Origin of the sequence: Nonomuraea sp. NPDC052129, assembly GCF_040680095.1 — a bacterium.
Lineage (GTDB): Bacteria > Actinomycetota > Actinomycetes > Streptosporangiales > Streptosporangiaceae > Nonomuraea.
In genome coordinates this window covers 75,031-90,592 of record NZ_JBFAVX010000014.1, presented here as the reverse complement: position 1 = coordinate 90,592, position 15,562 = coordinate 75,031, and the positions used below count along the sequence as shown (strand labels likewise).

The 15,562-nt window shown below is 69.7% G+C and carries 15 protein-coding genes and 1 tRNA gene; 8 read left to right on the top strand and 8 right to left on the bottom strand.

All coding sequences use genetic code 11. The annotated features are described in order from the left end of the window. Positions 1-12 precede the first annotated feature (12 nt). Positions 13-1,638 carry a serine/threonine-protein kinase gene (locus AB0L53_RS28815; protein ID WP_364000055.1) on the top strand — a complete coding sequence of 542 codons (1,626 nt, stop codon included), beginning with the start codon at positions 13-15 and terminating at the stop codon, positions 1,636-1,638. Positions 1,639-2,577: 939 nt separating this feature from the next. Next, the gene (locus AB0L53_RS28810; protein ID WP_364000052.1) at positions 2,578-3,351 is read left to right on the top strand and encodes a methyltransferase domain-containing protein; all 774 of its coding nucleotides are present in this window, start codon (positions 2,578-2,580) and stop codon (positions 3,349-3,351) included. Positions 3,352-3,568: 217 nt separating this feature from the next. Here the strand turns inward: AB0L53_RS28810 and AB0L53_RS28805 are convergent, their stop codons facing one another. Next, positions 3,569-5,026 (bottom strand): FAD-binding protein, encoded by a 1,458-nt coding sequence (locus AB0L53_RS28805; RefSeq protein ID WP_364000049.1) that lies wholly within the window; start codon positions 5,024-5,026, stop codon positions 3,569-3,571. A 584-nt stretch (positions 5,027-5,610) separates the two neighbouring features. Here AB0L53_RS28805 and AB0L53_RS28800 point away from each other — a divergent pair. Continuing rightward, entirely contained in the window at positions 5,611-6,462 is an 852-nt protein-coding gene (locus AB0L53_RS28800; protein ID WP_364000046.1) for a site-specific integrase, read from the top strand. Here AB0L53_RS28800 and AB0L53_RS28795 read toward each other — a convergent pair. Next, positions 6,460-6,533 (bottom strand) — tRNA-Ile (locus tag AB0L53_RS28795). The two genes, AB0L53_RS28800 and AB0L53_RS28795, sit on opposite strands and share 3 nt — an antisense overlap. A gap of 106 nt (positions 6,534-6,639) precedes the next feature. Here AB0L53_RS28795 and AB0L53_RS28790 point away from each other — a divergent pair. Beyond that, positions 6,640-7,167 carry a histidine phosphatase family protein gene (locus tag AB0L53_RS28790; protein ID WP_364000043.1) on the top strand — a complete coding sequence of 176 codons (528 nt, stop codon included), beginning with the start codon at positions 6,640-6,642 and terminating at the stop codon, positions 7,165-7,167. Between the two features lie 116 nt (positions 7,168-7,283). Here AB0L53_RS28790 and AB0L53_RS28785 read toward each other — a convergent pair whose 3' ends face one another. Further along, entirely contained in the window at positions 7,284-8,216 is a 933-nt protein-coding gene (locus AB0L53_RS28785; RefSeq protein WP_364000040.1) for a LysR family transcriptional regulator, read from the bottom strand. A gap of 97 nt (positions 8,217-8,313) precedes the next feature. Here AB0L53_RS28785 and AB0L53_RS28780 point away from each other — a divergent pair, with 97 nt between their 5' ends. Beyond that, positions 8,314-8,538 carry a DUF6158 family protein gene (locus AB0L53_RS28780; protein WP_357959988.1) on the top strand — a complete coding sequence of 75 codons (225 nt, stop codon included), beginning with the start codon at positions 8,314-8,316 and terminating at the stop codon, positions 8,536-8,538. Beyond that, positions 8,538-8,774, top strand: a complete 237-nt coding sequence (locus AB0L53_RS28775) for a hypothetical protein (protein ID WP_358448204.1) — start codon at positions 8,538-8,540, stop codon at positions 8,772-8,774. The genes AB0L53_RS28780 and AB0L53_RS28775 overlap by 1 nt, the downstream gene beginning before the upstream one ends. Before the next feature lie 76 nt (positions 8,775-8,850). Here AB0L53_RS28775 and AB0L53_RS28770 read toward each other — a convergent pair whose 3' ends face one another. Next, complete coding sequence (locus AB0L53_RS28770; protein WP_357959995.1) at positions 8,851-9,012, bottom strand: hypothetical protein; 162 nt, start codon at positions 9,010-9,012, stop codon at positions 8,851-8,853. Then, a complete protein-coding gene (locus AB0L53_RS28765; protein ID WP_364000035.1) occupies positions 9,009-10,640 on the bottom strand; it encodes a sodium:solute symporter family protein in 1,632 nt (543 codons plus the stop codon). Before AB0L53_RS28765 ends, AB0L53_RS28770 begins: the two co-directional genes overlap by 4 nt. A 75-nt stretch (positions 10,641-10,715) precedes the next feature. Between AB0L53_RS28765 and AB0L53_RS28760 the strand changes: the two genes are divergently transcribed. Further along, on the top strand, positions 10,716-11,495 hold the full coding sequence (locus tag AB0L53_RS28760; protein ID WP_364000032.1) for a putative hydro-lyase: 780 nt from the start codon (positions 10,716-10,718) through the stop codon (positions 11,493-11,495). Here the strand turns inward: AB0L53_RS28760 and AB0L53_RS28755 are convergent. After that, positions 11,492-12,073: an ATP-binding protein gene (locus tag AB0L53_RS28755; RefSeq protein ID WP_364000029.1), complete on the bottom strand. Its 582-nt coding sequence runs from the start codon at positions 12,071-12,073 to the stop codon at positions 11,492-11,494. The two genes, AB0L53_RS28760 and AB0L53_RS28755, sit on opposite strands and share 4 nt — an antisense overlap. Before the next feature lie 88 nt (positions 12,074-12,161). Between AB0L53_RS28755 and secY the strand changes: the two genes are divergently transcribed. Next, positions 12,162-13,454, top strand: a complete 1,293-nt coding sequence (gene secY / locus AB0L53_RS28750) for a preprotein translocase subunit SecY (RefSeq protein WP_364000026.1) — start codon at positions 12,162-12,164, stop codon at positions 13,452-13,454. Positions 13,455-13,483: 29 nt separating this feature from the next. Here secY and AB0L53_RS28745 read toward each other — a convergent pair whose 3' ends face one another. Together AB0L53_RS28745 and AB0L53_RS28740 are read right to left on the bottom strand one after the other, a co-directional pair. Next, entirely contained in the window at positions 13,484-14,134 is a 651-nt protein-coding gene (locus tag AB0L53_RS28745; RefSeq protein WP_358551220.1) for a response regulator transcription factor, read from the bottom strand. Between the two features lie 53 nt (positions 14,135-14,187). After that, positions 14,188-15,453: a histidine kinase gene (locus AB0L53_RS28740; protein WP_364000023.1), complete on the bottom strand. Its 1,266-nt coding sequence runs from the start codon at positions 15,451-15,453 to the stop codon at positions 14,188-14,190. Positions 15,454-15,562: the final 109 nt, after the last annotated feature.

Genomic DNA, 15,562 nt, shown 5'->3' with positions numbered 1-15,562 from the left:
GAGGACGTGCGGGTGTCCAGCGAGAAACTGAAGCCGCTTGAGGCGAGCGACCCGAAGAAGGTCGGTGGGTACCGACTGCTGGCGCGGCTGGGGGCGGGCGGGATGGGTCGCGTCTACCTGGGCCGCTCGAAGGGCGGCCGACCGGTCGCGGTCAAGGTGATCCACCCGTACCTGGCGGAGGACGCGCAGTTCCGGCGGCGGTTCGAGGCGGAGGTCGCTGCGGTGCGGCGGGTCGGGGGCATCCACACCGTGCAGGTGGTGGACGCCCGCGCCGACGCCGATCCGCCCTGGCTCGTGACCGAGTACATCGCGGGGCCGTCGCTGCACGAGGCCGTCGGCGAGCACGGCGCGTTCTCCGCAGCGGCGGTCGCGGGGCTCGGCGCGGGCCTGGCCGAAGGGCTGATGGCGATCCACGAGCGGGGTGTCGTCCATCGGGACCTCAAGCCCGGCAACGTGCTGCTCGCCCAGGACGGGCCCCGCATCATCGACTTCGGCATCGCACGCGCGCTCGACGCCACCTCGCAGACCATCCGCACCAGCGTGGTCGGCACGCCCGGGTTCATGTCGCCCGAGCAGCTTCGGGGCCGCGAGGTCGGGCCGGCCAGTGACGTGTTCTGCCTGGCTGCCGTGCTGGCCTTCGCCGCCACCGGCCGGCGGCCCTTCGGCGAGGGCCCGGTCGAGGCCCTCGGCTACCGCGTCGTCAACGAGGAACCCGACTTGACCGGCGTGCCGGAGTCGCTGCTCCCGCTGATCGCGTCCGGCCTGGAGAAGGATCCGGAAGACCGGCCCGGCCTCGACGCCTTCCTCGAACGTTGCTCCGCGCTCGCCGAGGGCGGGGACGCTCCGCTGCCGGAGCCCGTCAGCACGATGATCGCCACGCGGGTGGCGGAGACCGAGGTGCTGGCGCCCCCGCCGCAGGACGCGCCGGGGAACGGCCGGCGGTTTCCGCCGCTCGGACGAATGAAGCTCCCGGTGGCCGCGGTCGTGGGCGTCCTGCTGGTCGCCTTCGCCGCCTGGGCCATCGGGGACGACGGAAACGCACCGGCCACCTCCAAGGCCATCGCCACTCTCCAGCAGACCCCGACTTCCCCGACACCCGCGCCTCAGCCGTTCGAGACCGCGAGCGCCACCGACAGTGCCACCCCCACCCCCACATCCGATCCCACCCGCAAGGCGTTCGAGAAGATCTCGGCGGGCGACTGCCTGGACGCCTACGAGCGTCCGTCCGGCAAGTGGAGCAGGAGCAAGCCGCGCGCGGTCGGCTGCGGCCGCTCCGACGCCTACCTGAAGGTGCTCAAGGTGGTCGACGACTCCTCCGAGTGCATCAGGCACGGCGCCGATCTGGACGGGGAACTGTGGTGGAGCTACGACGAGGAGGCGAACGAGATCGCCCTCTGCGTGCAGCGGCAGTTCCGCACGGGTGACTGTTTCCTGGCCACAAAGGGTGAGAACGAGAACTCGGTCACCATCAACAACACGGATCTGATGACGTCGTGGCCGTGCGGGGCCGGCTCCGCTCCAGGGGAGTACGACTTCGTCCTCCGTATCACCGCGTTCACCAGCGGTGCCTGCCCGCCGGGCGGCAGAAGGGTCCACTGGGAGGTCCGAGGCCGCACCCTCTGCACCCGCATAGTCTGACCGCGTCCGCCACCACGGCCCCACTACACCTGTCGTCGAACGTTCTAATCCCGACACCCTTGACGGCCGCCACAATGGCGTATTGAAAACAGGAGGTGCTCCACGGGCGACCGTTCCTAGAGAGAGGGGTTCTGTTCAGCGCCTGTCTGGAGTTGCGGTGGATCAAGACCTGCGAGCAGGTCGACGCTGCTGCCGCCGGGGCCAACCACGCCGGGCAGGAGGCATGGAGTCAGGCAGCCGGCGTACAACAGCAGGCCGAGCGAGGCCGTAGCGGGCAGGGGCGCGATCGCAATGAGCTACTACGGGCTGGACCCGTCCTTGCGCGTGTTCACACCTGGGTCATGGCGTAGACCCCGATATCTGGCCAAGAGCCCACCAGCCACCGCGTCATCGCTATCAGCTGCGTCAGACTCGGCCTCGACCAATCCACCCCGTAGCCCTGGCAGTACGACAAGTAAAGGCGCTCCGACTCGCGTACGTCTTCTCGGCGTTGAACGCCCGGCCCGCCCCGCGGAGCCCCGCCAGGCATGCGCACGCCTCGGCGTGTAAGTCCAGGTCCTCATCAACCACCACCCACTGCACCGACTTGTCGACCGCCACCGCCCGCTCAGGCCGGTAGTAGCGAGGCAGCACACCTGAGAACTGGGGCCTACGCCACGCGGCGCGTCTTTGGCGTACTTCGACCGCATTCGTTTGGTAGTGGCGCGGCGCCAATATCCGGTCCGATCCTCCAGTCTCGGAGGCCGTCTGGTTTCATTCCATGTCGCGCTGACACAGCACGTGGAAGGTCATGAGGATGTAGGCATGAGTTCATCGCAACCCCTCACCGACCCTGGGTCCGAGCCGGACACGACAGCAGGCGGGGCGGTGAATATTGCTGGCGCGGGGTCCGGCCCCCCATCGCCGCACACCCCTGGGTCTGCCCCGGATCACCGCTACTTGCTCGACAACGCCCGGGTGGAGGCGGGCGAGCGGTTCACCTGGCTGGCCGAGCTGTTCGACGGTGTCACACGGGGGCACTTCGACCGGCTCGGGGTGAAGGCGGGCTGGCGCTGCTGGGAAGTCGGCGCCGGAGGCCCCAACATTCCCGAGGCACTCGCCACGGCCGTCGGACCAACCGGTTACGTGCTGGCCACGGACATCAATCCGGCCTGGTTGGACCCGCACGGCGGGTACGAGGTGCTCCGGCACGACATCGTCGCAGACCCGCCGCCGCAGCCAGGCACGTTCGACCTGGTACACGCCCGGCTCGTGCTCGTCCACGTGCCCGACCGTGCCCGGGCGTTGGCGACGATGGTGGCGGCGCTGCGCCCCGGTGGCCGGCTATTGGTCGAGGACGCCGATACCGAGTTGCAGCCGCTGGCCTGCCTCGATGAGGTTGGCCCGGCACAGCAGCGCGCCAACCGGCTGCGGCGCGCCGTTCGGGAGTTGATGACCCGCCGCGGCGCCGACCTGCGCTACGGCCGTACGCTGCCGCGGGCGTTGCGTGCGGCCGGCCTGGTCGATGTCACGGCGGCCGGCTGCTTCCCGGTCGGCGGGGTAGCCTGCGACCGGCTGGAGACCGCGACGGTGCGCATGGTCCGCGCCGAGTTGCTCGCCGCTGGGTTGGCCAACGACGCCGAGATCGACGCGCACCTGGCCGCCATCGATGCCGGCGAGCTCGACCTCACCCTCGCGCCGCTGATCTCGGCATGGGGACGCCGCCCGGGATAGCCCGCGGCGTCCGGGCCGCGGTCAGCCACAGGCCGGAACACGGCGCAGGCCAGCGTCACGATGGCTTCAGCATGCCGAGCCTGACCGCCGCAGCGATGCGGCGGTCCTACCCGACCCCGGGCTGAAACGCCCGGGGTGACCCGACCGGCCGTCCCCCTGCAACACCGCGCCCTTCGCCTGGCGGCGAAACTCGGCACGGGTGATCCGGCTGCGGACTTCACGGTCTCGGAGGGAAGACGCCCTGACCCGGAGTGAGGATTCCGTCGGGGTCGTACCGTTCATGGGCCGCCTCGAAGGCGGCCCATGAAGGGCCGTAGTGGGTGCGCCACTCCTCAGGCGTGGTGGGTATGGAGCCGACCGGGTACTGGTAACCCCCGACGGCTTGGGCGCGCAGGTAGAGGGAACGGTTGGCCTCCACCATGTCCTGCGGACTCTCGGCTCCGTGCGAGGCGGTTCTGAGCAGTGTGAAGAGGAAGACCGTCTCCTCGTCGGGCATGCGCAGCAAGGGCAGGTGCAGGCGGGCGCGGGGGAAGGGATAGAGCAGGACCACGCCGCTGGCGCCGACCTCGGTCTCGGTCAGGTCCTTGATGGCGGCCTCCACGAAGGCGTCGGTGCGGCTCGCGGGCAGGAACATGTTCCACCAGGGGTGCGGGCGGTACCACTCGCCAGTGGACTTCAGATAGGCGACGCCCGCGGCGAGCCGGTTGAGGAAGTCGAAGTAGGACATGTCCTGGATCTGCCGGTCGCCGGGCTGGTCGCCCAGCCCGTCGAGCAGCCTGGCGTCGTCGGGCGGGGTCGTGCCGTTGAAGAAGGCGACCGCTTCAAGCTGGTAACTCCAGCCAGCGGAGCCGGTCGGCAGCCCGAGCTCTCCCTCCACGTAGGCGAAGCGGCCGTCGTTGACCACGCGCCGCTGGTCGGCGGTCAGCGCGGCGACGCTCGGGTAGGAGAGCAGGTAGTGGCGGACCAACGCGGGGGCGGGCAGCAGGCGCACGGTGGCCTTGGTGATGATGCCGCACTGTCCTCTTCCAGCCAGCGCCGCGCGGAAGAGGTCGGGGCGCAGCCGCGCGGAACACCTCCTCAGGCTGGCCTCCCCCGTGACGACCTCCAGCTCCACGACGCTGTCCGCCTGGGATCCGTGGTGGTGGGTCTGGCCGCCGACACCGCCCACCGAGAGCGTGCCGCCGACCGAGAGCTCCAGGTAGTCGGTGAAGACCGGAGGGGTCAGGCCGTGGGCCAGGGTCGCCTGCGCCAAGCTGCTCCAGAGCGCGCCCGCCTCCACGACGGCCGTGTCCTCCCGCACCTCAACCGCGTTGAGCGTGGTCATGTCGATGATCAGACCGCCCGCGACCTGGCCCTGACCGAAGGTGGCGTGTCCCTGGCCGCGCGCGGCCACCTGCAGGCTGTGCGTCCGGCAGTACTTCATCATCAGCATGATGTCCGACACGGCGCCGGGCTCCAGCACGGCCCCGGGGGTCCGATGGACCAGGTGCCCGAAGTCGTCGGCCGCCTGGCCACGCGAGGCGGGATCGGTCACCACCTTGCCCTTCAGCGGCGGCAGGTCGACCATCCCCTGAGACTGGGCGGTGTCGGTGACCCATGTGCGCGTTGACGGGTCGAAGCCGACCACGGCCGCCCCCGCCGTGAGGAACGCCCGTCTCCACGGATACCACGTCATACCCGATCCTTTCGCAGCGCGGTCACGTCGCGTCGATAATCGCCGACGGCACCCGGCGAAGCCACCCAAACGAAACCGGATGACAGCCACAAAAGGGTTACTACGGCGCTTCGGGCCTCGACGGGCGAGCCGTGGGGCAGGCGAGCATCATCGGGGGCAGGATGGACCGATGAGTTTCGCGTGCCTGGCCGGCCTACAATCGGCGAGGGGTACGAGGGCAGCCTGAGCCGGGTGCGGTTCCCCATGTGGGACGCGTTCGTCGACGAGCACGCAGCCGTCAACGTCTGATAACCCGCCGAGGAGGAAAGGCATCCGGGCGGACCGAATCGATAACGGCTGTCGGCGTCAGGCACGCTCAGGCATCGAACGAAGATCGCCCGCCCAGCGCCAATTCCCGCACGCATCCTCCTCGAAGACCTGCCTTCGCGCCTGTGCATGAAACACCGCGCGAAGTAATCGATTACGCTTGCCCGGGCCCGACCGTGAACACGAACATGAGCCCGGGCACGAGCCCGAACAAGAGCCCGAACGTGATCATTCGGAGAAAGGTGAGGGCTCTGTCAGCCTGCCAACTGGAGCGGGGCGTGCTGATCGACGTCGTCACCTTCAACGCCGCCGAACTGGTGAAGCTGGATGCGGGGAAGAAGGCCAAAGGCGTGGTCTGGACGAGGGTGCGGGTGAAGGCGTTCAACGTCGCGTACGAGAAGCGTCTTGTCGCCGAGCGGGCGGCGCCGGTCCAGCCGAAGAAGCCGCTGAAGAGGTTCAAGGTGTGGCTGGCGACGCCGCGGCCGTCGCCGGTGATGGTGCGGACACCGGTTCAGCTTGGCGCCTTCCTCGACTACGCCGCAGCCGACCGGCTGTACGCCCTGTACCACCTGATCGCGTTCCGAGGGCTGCGCCGCGGCGAAGCGTGCGGCGCGCGCTGGGCCGACAGCGAGTTGGACGAGGGACTGTTGGCCACGGCCGAGCAGCTCACCAACGTCGGTGGGGAGGTGAAGGAGGGATCGCCGAAGACGGAGTCGTCGGACGCGGGAGTCGCGCTGGACAAGGTCACGGTCGCCGTGTTGCGGGCGCACAAGGCGCGGCAGAACGAGGAGCGGCTGACGTTCGCGGCCGGTCTGCCGCCGATCCGGTTGCATGACCTTCGCCACGGTGCGGCCACGCTGTCCTTGGCGGCCGGCAACGACATGAAGACGACGTCGGCGATGCTGCCGCACTCGAGCGTGTCGATCACGGCCGATCTTTACACGACGGTGCTGCCGGAAGTCGCGCGGGAAGCAGCCGAAGCGACTGCCGTTCTGGTGCCTCGGGCGGTGACTGTGGGGGAGGCGCCCGAAACCGGCGGTCTCCCTTCGGTCTCCCAATTGGATGACCGCCGACCTACGGATTCGGCAGGATCAAGGAACCCGCAGGTGGAGCCTAGGGTGGAAGAGTAGGGCGGGTGGGACTTGAACCCACGACCCACGGATTATGAGTCCGATGCTCTGACCGGCTGAGCTACCGCCCCTTGCAAACATGCAGTCTTCCACACCTGAGCCCTCATGCCAGCATAGATCGTCCTCGTTCACTCAGCGCGTACGCCAGACACCGGAGTTGGTGGGTAGCGTCGGCCCATGGCGGTCAAGCTGATCTACGAGACGCATTCCCTCACGGTGGACAACGAGACGGGGATCGCCACCGGCTGGTTGCCGGGGGAGTTGTCCCAGGCTGGGCGGGAGTTGGCCGTGGAGTTGGGGGTGCGGCGGCGGGACGTGGATGTGGTCTACGCCTCTGATCTGCGGCGGGCGGTGCAGACGGCGGAGGTCGCGTTCGGGGATGGGCGGGAGATTCGGCTCGACTCCCGGTTGCGGGAGTGCGACTACGGGATCTACAACGGGCGGCCCGTCAGTGAGGTGGCGAGGTTGCGGCGGCGGTTCATTGAGATGCCGTGGCCCGGGGGGCAGAGCTATCGGCAGGTGGTGGCGGAGACCGCGGCGTTTCTTGAAGAGGTGATGGACAAGTGGCAGAGGCGTACGGTGCTGGTGATCTCGCACTCGGCCAATCGGTGGGCGCTGCAGAATCTGCTTGAGGGCGTGGCGTTGGAGGAGCTTGTGGATGCTCCGTTCGAATGGAAGCCGGGGTGGGAGTACACCCTGGCCTAAGCGCCTAGAGCCCCCAAAAGCCCCAAAGAGCTCCCTAGCGGGCCCGGGGAGGCGTGGCTCCCCGGCCCTCACTTACGAGATCGCGGCCCAGCGCGGAGGTCGGACATCAGGGCAGGTTAGGGAGCGGTGCCGAAGCCGGTGTTCCGTACCAGCCAGTCCTGGTAGACCGTGCTTCGCCGTACCACCTCCGCGTGGGTCTGTTTGGCCTGTTCCGCCACCCAGGCGGCATCCGGGGCGGCGGGGTGGTGGCCGAGGAGTTGCCGCCAGCGCAATGGCGCACCCGCGAGCGGGACCACGGCCAGGCCGGGGGCGGGCTGGTGGGTGGCCTGGCAGAGTGCCACGGCCCGGCCGACCCGGGCGAGGTGGGCGCAGGTGGCCACGTCGGTCTCATAGATCGTTCCCGGGGTGAAGCCGGCGCGGGCGCAGGCGGTGGCGAAGCAGTCGGCGAAGCAGCCGTCGCCGGGCGTGACGGCCCAGCTTTCGAGGGCGAGTTCGGACAGGTCCAGTTCTTTCTCGCCGGCCAGCGGGTGGGTCTCGGCGAGCAGTGTGAAGACCGGGTCATAGCTGATCGTCTCCCATCGCAGCGAGCCCGTGGGGGTGCCGCCGTCGCCGCAGGCGCCGGTCAGCGCGTAGTCGAGCCGGCCGAGCTCGGTCATGGCGGTGAGCTCGTCGGCCGACCATGAGGTGTACGTGCTCACCGTCCGTTCCGCGGCGAGCCGGTCGACGAGGCCGCCGAGTATCGGCCCGTTCGTGGCGCCGATGCGGAAGCCGGGGGAGGGGGCCTGGGCGAACCGTACGGCCTCGTCCTGCAGTTCCTTGGCCGCCGGGAGGAGCACGCGGGCGCGGGCGAGCACCAGCTCGCCCAGCCGGGTGGGCCGGGCGCCGTGCCTGTCGCGCTCGAACAGGGTGCCGCCGAGTACCCGCTCGATACGTTTGAGCTGTGCGGTGAGGGCTGGTTGCGCCAGCCCGAGCAGGGACGCGGCCTTGCTCACACTTCCCGCGTCCGCGACCGCGCGAACGATCCTGAGGTGCCTGAGCTCGAGGTCCATAACGGGAAGGTAAAGCGGTGATCTCCTCCCGACAATGCCCTTATGTCAGGAAATGTGACAGATATTGTCGGGCGCCTTCTGGGGTAGGGGCTACTTCATGACGATGATGGGAATCGATCCAGCGCAACTCCAGGACGACGACCTGCTGCGTGAGCTGCGGCAACTGCACACCACGCGGACCGACACCTTCCTGCACGGCTCGGACGACGCGCTCGCGCGCCACACCACGCGGACCAACCAACTGGAGAGCGAATACCTGCGCCGCTACCCGGAGCGCGACATCGACCCCGGGCGGCTCAGAGAGGGAGCGAGGCGACGCTGATGGCCCGAGATCACGATGTGCAGGCACTGTCCGACGTCGACATCCACGTGTACGAGGCGGTGGCCTCGCAGGCGGTCGAGTCCGGCGGCGCGGAGCTCGGCGCGCTGATCCGCGCGACCGGTCTGGAGGAGGAAGAGGTACGGCGGAGCGTGGCCACGCTGATCGAGCAGGGGCACGTGGTGCCGCGGGGGAACGGGTTCGGCCTGGGCGCTCATACGTTCGGGCTCGACTACTGAAAACCTCGACAGGGGGCGGCGGGCCGATGGGCCGGCCGCCCCCCGGCGTCGGATGCGGGCCGGCCGCCCCCCGGCGTCAGATGCGCTTGACGCGGGCCCAGATCACGAAGGCGCCGCCGAAGACCGCCATGACCAGCCCGGTCCACAGATTGACCGCCGCCCCCACCACCCCGGCGATGATCAGGATCACCCCGTAGATCAGGAACAGTCCGCCGATCACCATTCTGATGTCGCTCACAGGATCACCCCGTACATCGCGGCGGCCAGGACGATCGCGCCCGTCCCGAGGATCACGGGCGAGCGGTACCACTTCTTGTCACCGGCCAGCGCGTCGTCCGCCAGGTCGACGGCGCTGAGCCCGTACACCAGCCCGCGCAGCTCCTCCACCGGCTTGGGCGTGGTGACCAGCGTGACCACCACCGAGACGAGCAGGTCGACGGCGAAGGCCACGCCCGCGCCCCAGAAGCTGGCGTTCAGCTCGGTGCCGAAGTCCAGCATTCCGGCCTTGTACGCGATGTACGAGGCGAACGCGGAGGCGGTCCCGGCGAGCAGGCCCCAGAAGCCGGCCCACGGTGTCATCCGCTTCCAGAACAGCCCGAGGATGAAGGTCGCGAACAGCGGCGCGTTGAAGAACGAGAACAGCGCCTGCAGGTAGTTCATGATGTTGGAGTAGCCGGCCGCGATGAACGCCGTGCCGACACCCAGCGCGACGCCCGCGACGGTGGCGATCCTGCCGACCCGCAGGTAGTAGCCGTCGTCGCGGTCCTTGGCCAGGTGCGCCTGCCAGATGTCGTTGGTGAACACGGTGTTGAACCCGCTGATGTTGGCCGCCATCCCGGCCATGAACGAGGCCAGCAGCCCGGTCACCGCCACGCCGAGCACGCCGTTGGGCAGCAGGTCCTGCATGAGCAGCGGGATCGCGTTGTTGTAGGCCTGGCCCTTGCCCAGGTCCTTGAACAGGACGAGGGCGATCAACCCCGGCAGTACGGTCACCAGCGGGATGAACAGCTTCGGGTAGGCCGCGATGATCGGGGTGAGCCGGGCGGCGTTGGTGTTGCGGGCGGATAATGCCCGCTGCACCTCGGCGAAGTTCGTGGTCCAGTAGCCGAAGGACAGCACGAAGCCCAGGCCGAACACGATGCCGAGCCAGTGCGCCTCCATCGGGTTCTTGCCCGCGCTGTCGGCCCACGTGTGCAGGCCGGCCTCGCCGAGCGCGCTCTGCCGTACCTTGTCGAACAGCCCGGAGACGCCGCCCACCTTGGCCAGCCCGAGGATGGTCAGCGGGATCAGCCCGGCCAGGATCACGAAGAACTGCAGGACCTCGTTGTAGATCGCCGACGACAGCCCGCCGAGCGTGATGTACGACAGCACGATCACCGCCGCCACCACCACCGACACCGGCAGGGGCCAGCCCAGCAGGGCCTCCATGACCAGCGCGAGCGCGTAGAGGTTGACCCCGGCGATGAGGATCTGGGCCACGGCGAAGGAGAGGGCGTTCAGCAGCTGGGTGGCGCCGTTGAAACGGCGGCCCAGGAACTCCGGGACGCTGCGTACCTTCGAGCGGTAGTAGAACGGCATCATCACGATGCCGAGGAACACCATCGCGGGCACTGCGCCGATCCAGTAATAGTGCACGGTCATGGCGCCGTACTGGGCGCCGTTGGCCGCCATCCCGAGGATCTCGATCGCGCCGAGGTTGGCCGAGACGAAGGCCAGCCCGGTGATCCACGGGGGTAATCCACGGCCGGCCAGGAAGAAGTCGAGGCTCGAGCTGATCCGCCGCTTGGCGGCTAAGCCGATGCCGAGCACGGTCGCGAAGTAGATCGCGATGAGCGCGTAGTCGAGGAGGTTCACATCAAGGCGCACGGCGTTCCGTACTACCCCGAAAAGTCAGAGTATGTCGGCGATTGCGGGCCCAGTTACCGGGCGTAATCTCGAGGTGTGGATGTCGCAGACCTGACCCCGGCGCAGGCGCGCGAGCGCTTCCGCGCGGGCGAGCGGGTGCCGACCGCGGGCTGGTGCTCCGGCTGGACGCAGGCCAATCTGATCGCCGTGCCCAAGGAGCTGGGCTACGAGCTGCTGCTGTTCGCGCAACTCAACGCACAGGCGTGCCCGGTGCTGGACGTGGGGGAGCCGGGGGCCTGGTCCACCGCCCTGTTCCCGGGCGACTTGCGTACCGATCTGCCGGGATACCGCCTCTATCGCGGCGGGCGGCCGGTCGCCGACCTCGACGACGTGGTCGCCGAGTGGCGTGACGACCTCGTGGCCTTCCTCATCGGCTGCAGCTTCACCTTCGAGCAGGCGCTGCTGCGGGCCGGGGTGCCGATCAGGCATCTGGAGCTGGGGACGAACGTGCCGATGTACCGGACGAGCGTGCCCTGCCGCCCGTCGGGCCCGCTGTCGGGCCCGCTCGTGGTGTCGATGCGGCCGGTCCCGGTGGCGCTCGTGGACGTCGCGATCGAGGTCAGCGGCCACTATCCGCAGGTGCACGGGGCGCCCGTGCACGTGGGCGACCCGGCCGCGATCGGGATCGCCGACCTCGGCCGGCCCGACTTCGGCGATCCGGTGGAGGTGCGGGCCGGCGAGGTGCCGCTGTTCTGGGCCTGCGGCGTGACGCCGCAGGCGGTGATCATGGCCAGCGGCGTGGACTTCGCGATCGGCCACCTGCCGGGCCACATGGCGATCATCGACGCGCGCGACGACGAGTATCGAGTTCCTTAACCTGATTTATCCAGGCGCGGTGGGATGCCGGCCCTCGTCAGCTGCTCGCCGACCGGCGGCGCGCCAGGGCGGTTGTCGATCTCCAGGTGCGGTACGGCCGGCGGCTCGGACACCCGGATCGCCGCCAGGTACGCATCGAACGCCGCCAGCTTGCCCGCGTCCTTCTCCAGCCCCCTGGCCACCAGGCGCTCGCGCAGGGTCGGCCCGTCCGAGCGGACCCAGATGAGCCTGACCGGGTCACCACCCAGCTCGCCGACCCAGCGCTCCCACAGCCGCGCCGAGTGCACCTGCGCCGTGAACGGGCCGTCGAGCAGCACCGGGCAGCCGTGCTCGCGGATCTGCCTGGCCGTCCTGGTCATGCCCGCGTACTCGTGCACCTTGATGTGCTCGTCGTACCACGGGCCCTCGCGTTCGCCGTGGTGCCTGCCGTACCCCCGGAGGATCTCGGCGGCGATGTCGCCGTACAGGGTGTCCTTGTCGAGCAGGGCGGCCGGCGGGTCGAGGCGGGCGAGCAGCGCCGCCGCGACGGTGGACTTGCCCGCGCCCGGCGGGCCGCTGATCACCCAAAGCGTGCTCATGTGGTCAGTTTCGCGTACGCGGATCTGCGTACGCGGGTGACGCGGCTCGGCGGACGACCGGCGGCCGGGGCGCCGACAGACTCGGCTCATGCTGACCGTGCTGTTCAGGGCGTTCCGGGTGCCGGATCTCCGTAAGAAGTTACTGTTCACGCTGGCCGTCATCGGGCTGTTCCGGCTGGGGCAGATCCTGCCGGCGCCGGGGGTGGACGTCGTGGCGGTCCAGCAGTGCCTGGGTACGGCGCGTGGCGGGCTGTTCGACATGGTGCAGATGCTCAGCGGGGGCGCGATGCTGAAGCTGTCGGTCTTCGCGCTGGGCGTCATGCCGTACATCACCGCCAGCATCGTGATGCAGCTGCTGACCGTCGTCGTGCCGCGATTTGAGACGCTCAGGAAGGAAGGGCAGTCGGGGCAGACGAAGATCACCCAATACACGCGTTACCTGACCATCGGGCTGGCCGTGCTCAACGCCACCACAGTGGTCGCGCTCGCGCGCGGCGGGCAACTGCTGCCCGGGTGCGCCAAGCCGCTGCTGCGCGACGAGAGCCTGCTGGGCGTCGCGGTGGTGGTGGTCACCCTGGTGGCGGGGACCAGCATGGTGATGTGGCTGGGCGAGCTGGTGACCGACCGGGGGATCGGGAACGGGATGTCGATCCTGATGTTCACCCAGGTCGTGGCCTTCTTCCCGTCGTACATGTCGACCATCTTCGTGCTCAGCCCGTTCGCCTTCGGCATGCTGCTGGTGACCGGGGTGTTCCTGGTGGCGGCCGTGGTGTTCATCGAGCAGGCGCAGCGGCGCATCCCCGTGCAGTACGCCAAGCGGGCGGTGGGGCGGCGGATGTACGGCGGGAGCAGCACCTACATCCCCCTGAAGGTCAATCAGGCGGGGATCGTGCCGGTCATCTTCGCCACGTCGCTGTTGTACCTGCCGACGCTCGCTGCTCCACTGCTCGGTGATGAGGTGGGCGGCTGGGTGTCGCGGAACATCACCGCCGGCACGCACCCGCTCTACATGATCGGATTTTTCCTGCTGATCGTGGGATTCGCGTACTTCTACGTGTCGATCACCTTCAATCCCGTCGAGGTGGCCGACAACATGCGGCGGTACAGCGGGTTCGTGCCGGGCATCCGCCCTGGCGCGCCGACCGCGCGGTATCTGGCGTACGTGCTGTCGCGGCTGACCGCGCCCGGGGCCGTCTACCTGGGGGTGCTGGCGCTGCTGCCGCTGCTCGCGTTCGCGATCCTGCGGGATCCGAGCACCCAGCAGAACTTCCCGTTCGGGGGGACCAGCATTCTGATCATGGTGGGGGTGGGGCTCGACACGGTGAAACAGATCGAGGCGCAGCTTCAGCAGCGCAACTACGAGGGCTTTCTCAGGAAATAGCTACCTTGGTGTACGGCCAGGTCGGCTGGTTATGTTGGCACGGCCAGGCCGGCGCGCATGGCGAACACGACCAATTGGGCGCGGTCGCGGGCGCGCAGCTTGACCATGGCCCGGCTGACGTGCGTGCGGACGGTGTCGGGGCTGATCACCAACTCCTTGGCGATCTCCTCGTTGGACCGGCCGGTGGCCACCCAGGCGACCAGTTCGCGTTCGCGCGGCGTGAGGGTGTCGAGGCCCTCGACCGGCTCGGTGCCGTGGCGGCCGAACAGGCCGATGACCTTCCTGGTGATCGCGGGCGACAGCAGCGCCTCGCCCGCGGCCACCACCCGGACCGCGCCGACCAGTTCGTCGGGGGCGCTGTCCTTGAGCAGGAATCCGCTGGCTCCGGCCTGGAGCGCGGCGAAGATGTACTCGTCCACGGCGAACGTGGTCACCACCACGATCCTGGTGCCACTCAGCTCGCGGTCACCGGCGATGGCCCGCAGGGTCGCCAGGCCGTCCATGCCGGGCATGCGGATGTCGAGCAGGAGTACATCGGGACGGGTGCGGCGGATGAGCTGGAGCGCCGCCGCGCCGTCTGCCGCCTCGCCCACGCACTCCAGGCCCGGCTCCCGATCCAGCAACGCCCTGAGCCCCATCCGTACGACGGCCTGATCGTCGGCGACGGCCACCCGGATCACCGGCCCCTCTGCGGCTTCCTTGGCTTCCGCGGGTCCCTCGGCTGAGGCGGGGGTCACGTGAGGTCTGCCGGGGAGTCGGCGGTGTTGTGGTGAGCTGAGCCGTTCTGGAATGTGGGTTGCTGCGGAAATGTGGCGAGGACCTTGAAGCCGCCGCCGTCCCGTGGGCCCGCCGTGAAGCGTCCGCCTGCGGCGAGCACCCTGGCCCGCATCCCGGCCAGTCCCCGGCCCTCGGTCATGCCTGCCCGGCCGCGCTCCTCGGCCGCTCCTAGCCGGTCGGCGCCTTGACCAGTGCTTCGGAGGGCGCCTCGGTCGGCGATTTCCAGGACGAGCGGACCGGCCGGGTCGCCGGACAGCCGGACGAGCGCCTGCGTGGGGCCGGCGTGGCGCAGGACGTTGGTGAGCGACTCTCGCACCACCCCGTAGACGGTCGCGCTGAGGTGGGCGGGCACGACAGGGTCGGCGGGCTCCATGTCCACCGCGAGCCCCGCAGCCCGGACCCCGTCGATGAGGCTCGGCAGGTCGTGGGCACCGTCCCGCGTGTCATTGGCGCTGGCGTGCGGGTCATGGGTGCTGTCGCGCGGGTCGAGCCGGTCGAGTGCGGCGCGTAGCTGGGTGAGCGCCGTCGTGCTGGTCTCCCTGATCGCCAGCAGCGAGGCGCGCGTCTGCTCGGGGTCGTCGTCGAGCGTGACGAGCGCGAGCCCGGCCTGCAGGGCGATGGCCGCCAGCCCGTGCCCAGCGGCGTCGTGCACCTCCCCGGCGATCCGCGCCCGCTCGGCGGCGAGCACATTCTCCCGGGGCCCGCCACCAGATGCGGCGTCACCCACTGCGCCGTCACAGGGGACGTCGCCACGGAGGGCATCGGCGTGGAGGGCGTCGTCACAGGGGGCGTCGTCACGGAGGGCGCGGATCGTGCGGTGTGGCGGGGCGAGGCTGTGGGCCGCCGGGATGCCCCAGGCCCTGGCGGGCGTCGCGGTCGCCAGCGAGCCGGTTCGTACGGCATCGGCGGTGACACCGGCTCGTGCAGCGTCGGCGGTGGTGCCGGTTCGTACGGCATCGGCGGTGGTGCCGACCCGTATCGCATCGGTGGAAGTGCCGGCTCCTGCCGTGCCCGTGGAGATGACCGGCGGCGGCTCGGCCTCCGCGGCGGCCGCGGCAGCGGCGGCGCGTGCCTGGGCCAGGCCGCTGAAGGACCACGGGACGGCCAGCCAGCCGGCCCAGGCCAGCATGATCACGACCGGGACGTCACCCAGCCGGGCCATACGGGACAGCGCCTTGAACGGCCCGCGCGGGCCGTCACCGCTGTGCGTGTGCTCGGTCACCGTCCCCCCACCTGGCCAGGCTCGCTCAGCCCATAATCCTAGCCAGTTTCCGGCCCTCCGGTTGGCGGCCGGACCGCCCGGACCCCCACGAGACGATCTTGTGGTGGGC

Excerpts from the sequence above, each read along its gene's own strand:
- AB0L53_RS28805 (WP_364000049.1), bottom strand. The coding sequence starts at position 5,026 with ATGACGTGGTATCCGTGGAGACGGGCGTTCCTCACGGCGGGGGCGGCC.
- AB0L53_RS28790 (WP_364000043.1), top strand. The coding sequence starts at position 6,640 with ATGGCGGTCAAGCTGATCTACGAGACGCATTCCCTCACGGTGGACAAC.
- AB0L53_RS28785 (WP_364000040.1), bottom strand. The coding sequence starts at position 8,216 with ATGGACCTCGAGCTCAGGCACCTCAGGATCGTTCGCGCGGTCGCGGAC.
- AB0L53_RS28780 (WP_357959988.1), top strand. The coding sequence starts at position 8,314 with ATGACGATGATGGGAATCGATCCAGCGCAACTCCAGGACGACGACCTG.
- AB0L53_RS28775 (WP_358448204.1), top strand. The coding sequence starts at position 8,538 with ATGGCCCGAGATCACGATGTGCAGGCACTGTCCGACGTCGACATCCAC.
- AB0L53_RS28755 (WP_364000029.1), bottom strand. The coding sequence starts at position 12,073 with ATGAGCACGCTTTGGGTGATCAGCGGCCCGCCGGGCGCGGGCAAGTCC.
- secY (WP_364000026.1), top strand. The coding sequence starts at position 12,162 with ATGCTGACCGTGCTGTTCAGGGCGTTCCGGGTGCCGGATCTCCGTAAG.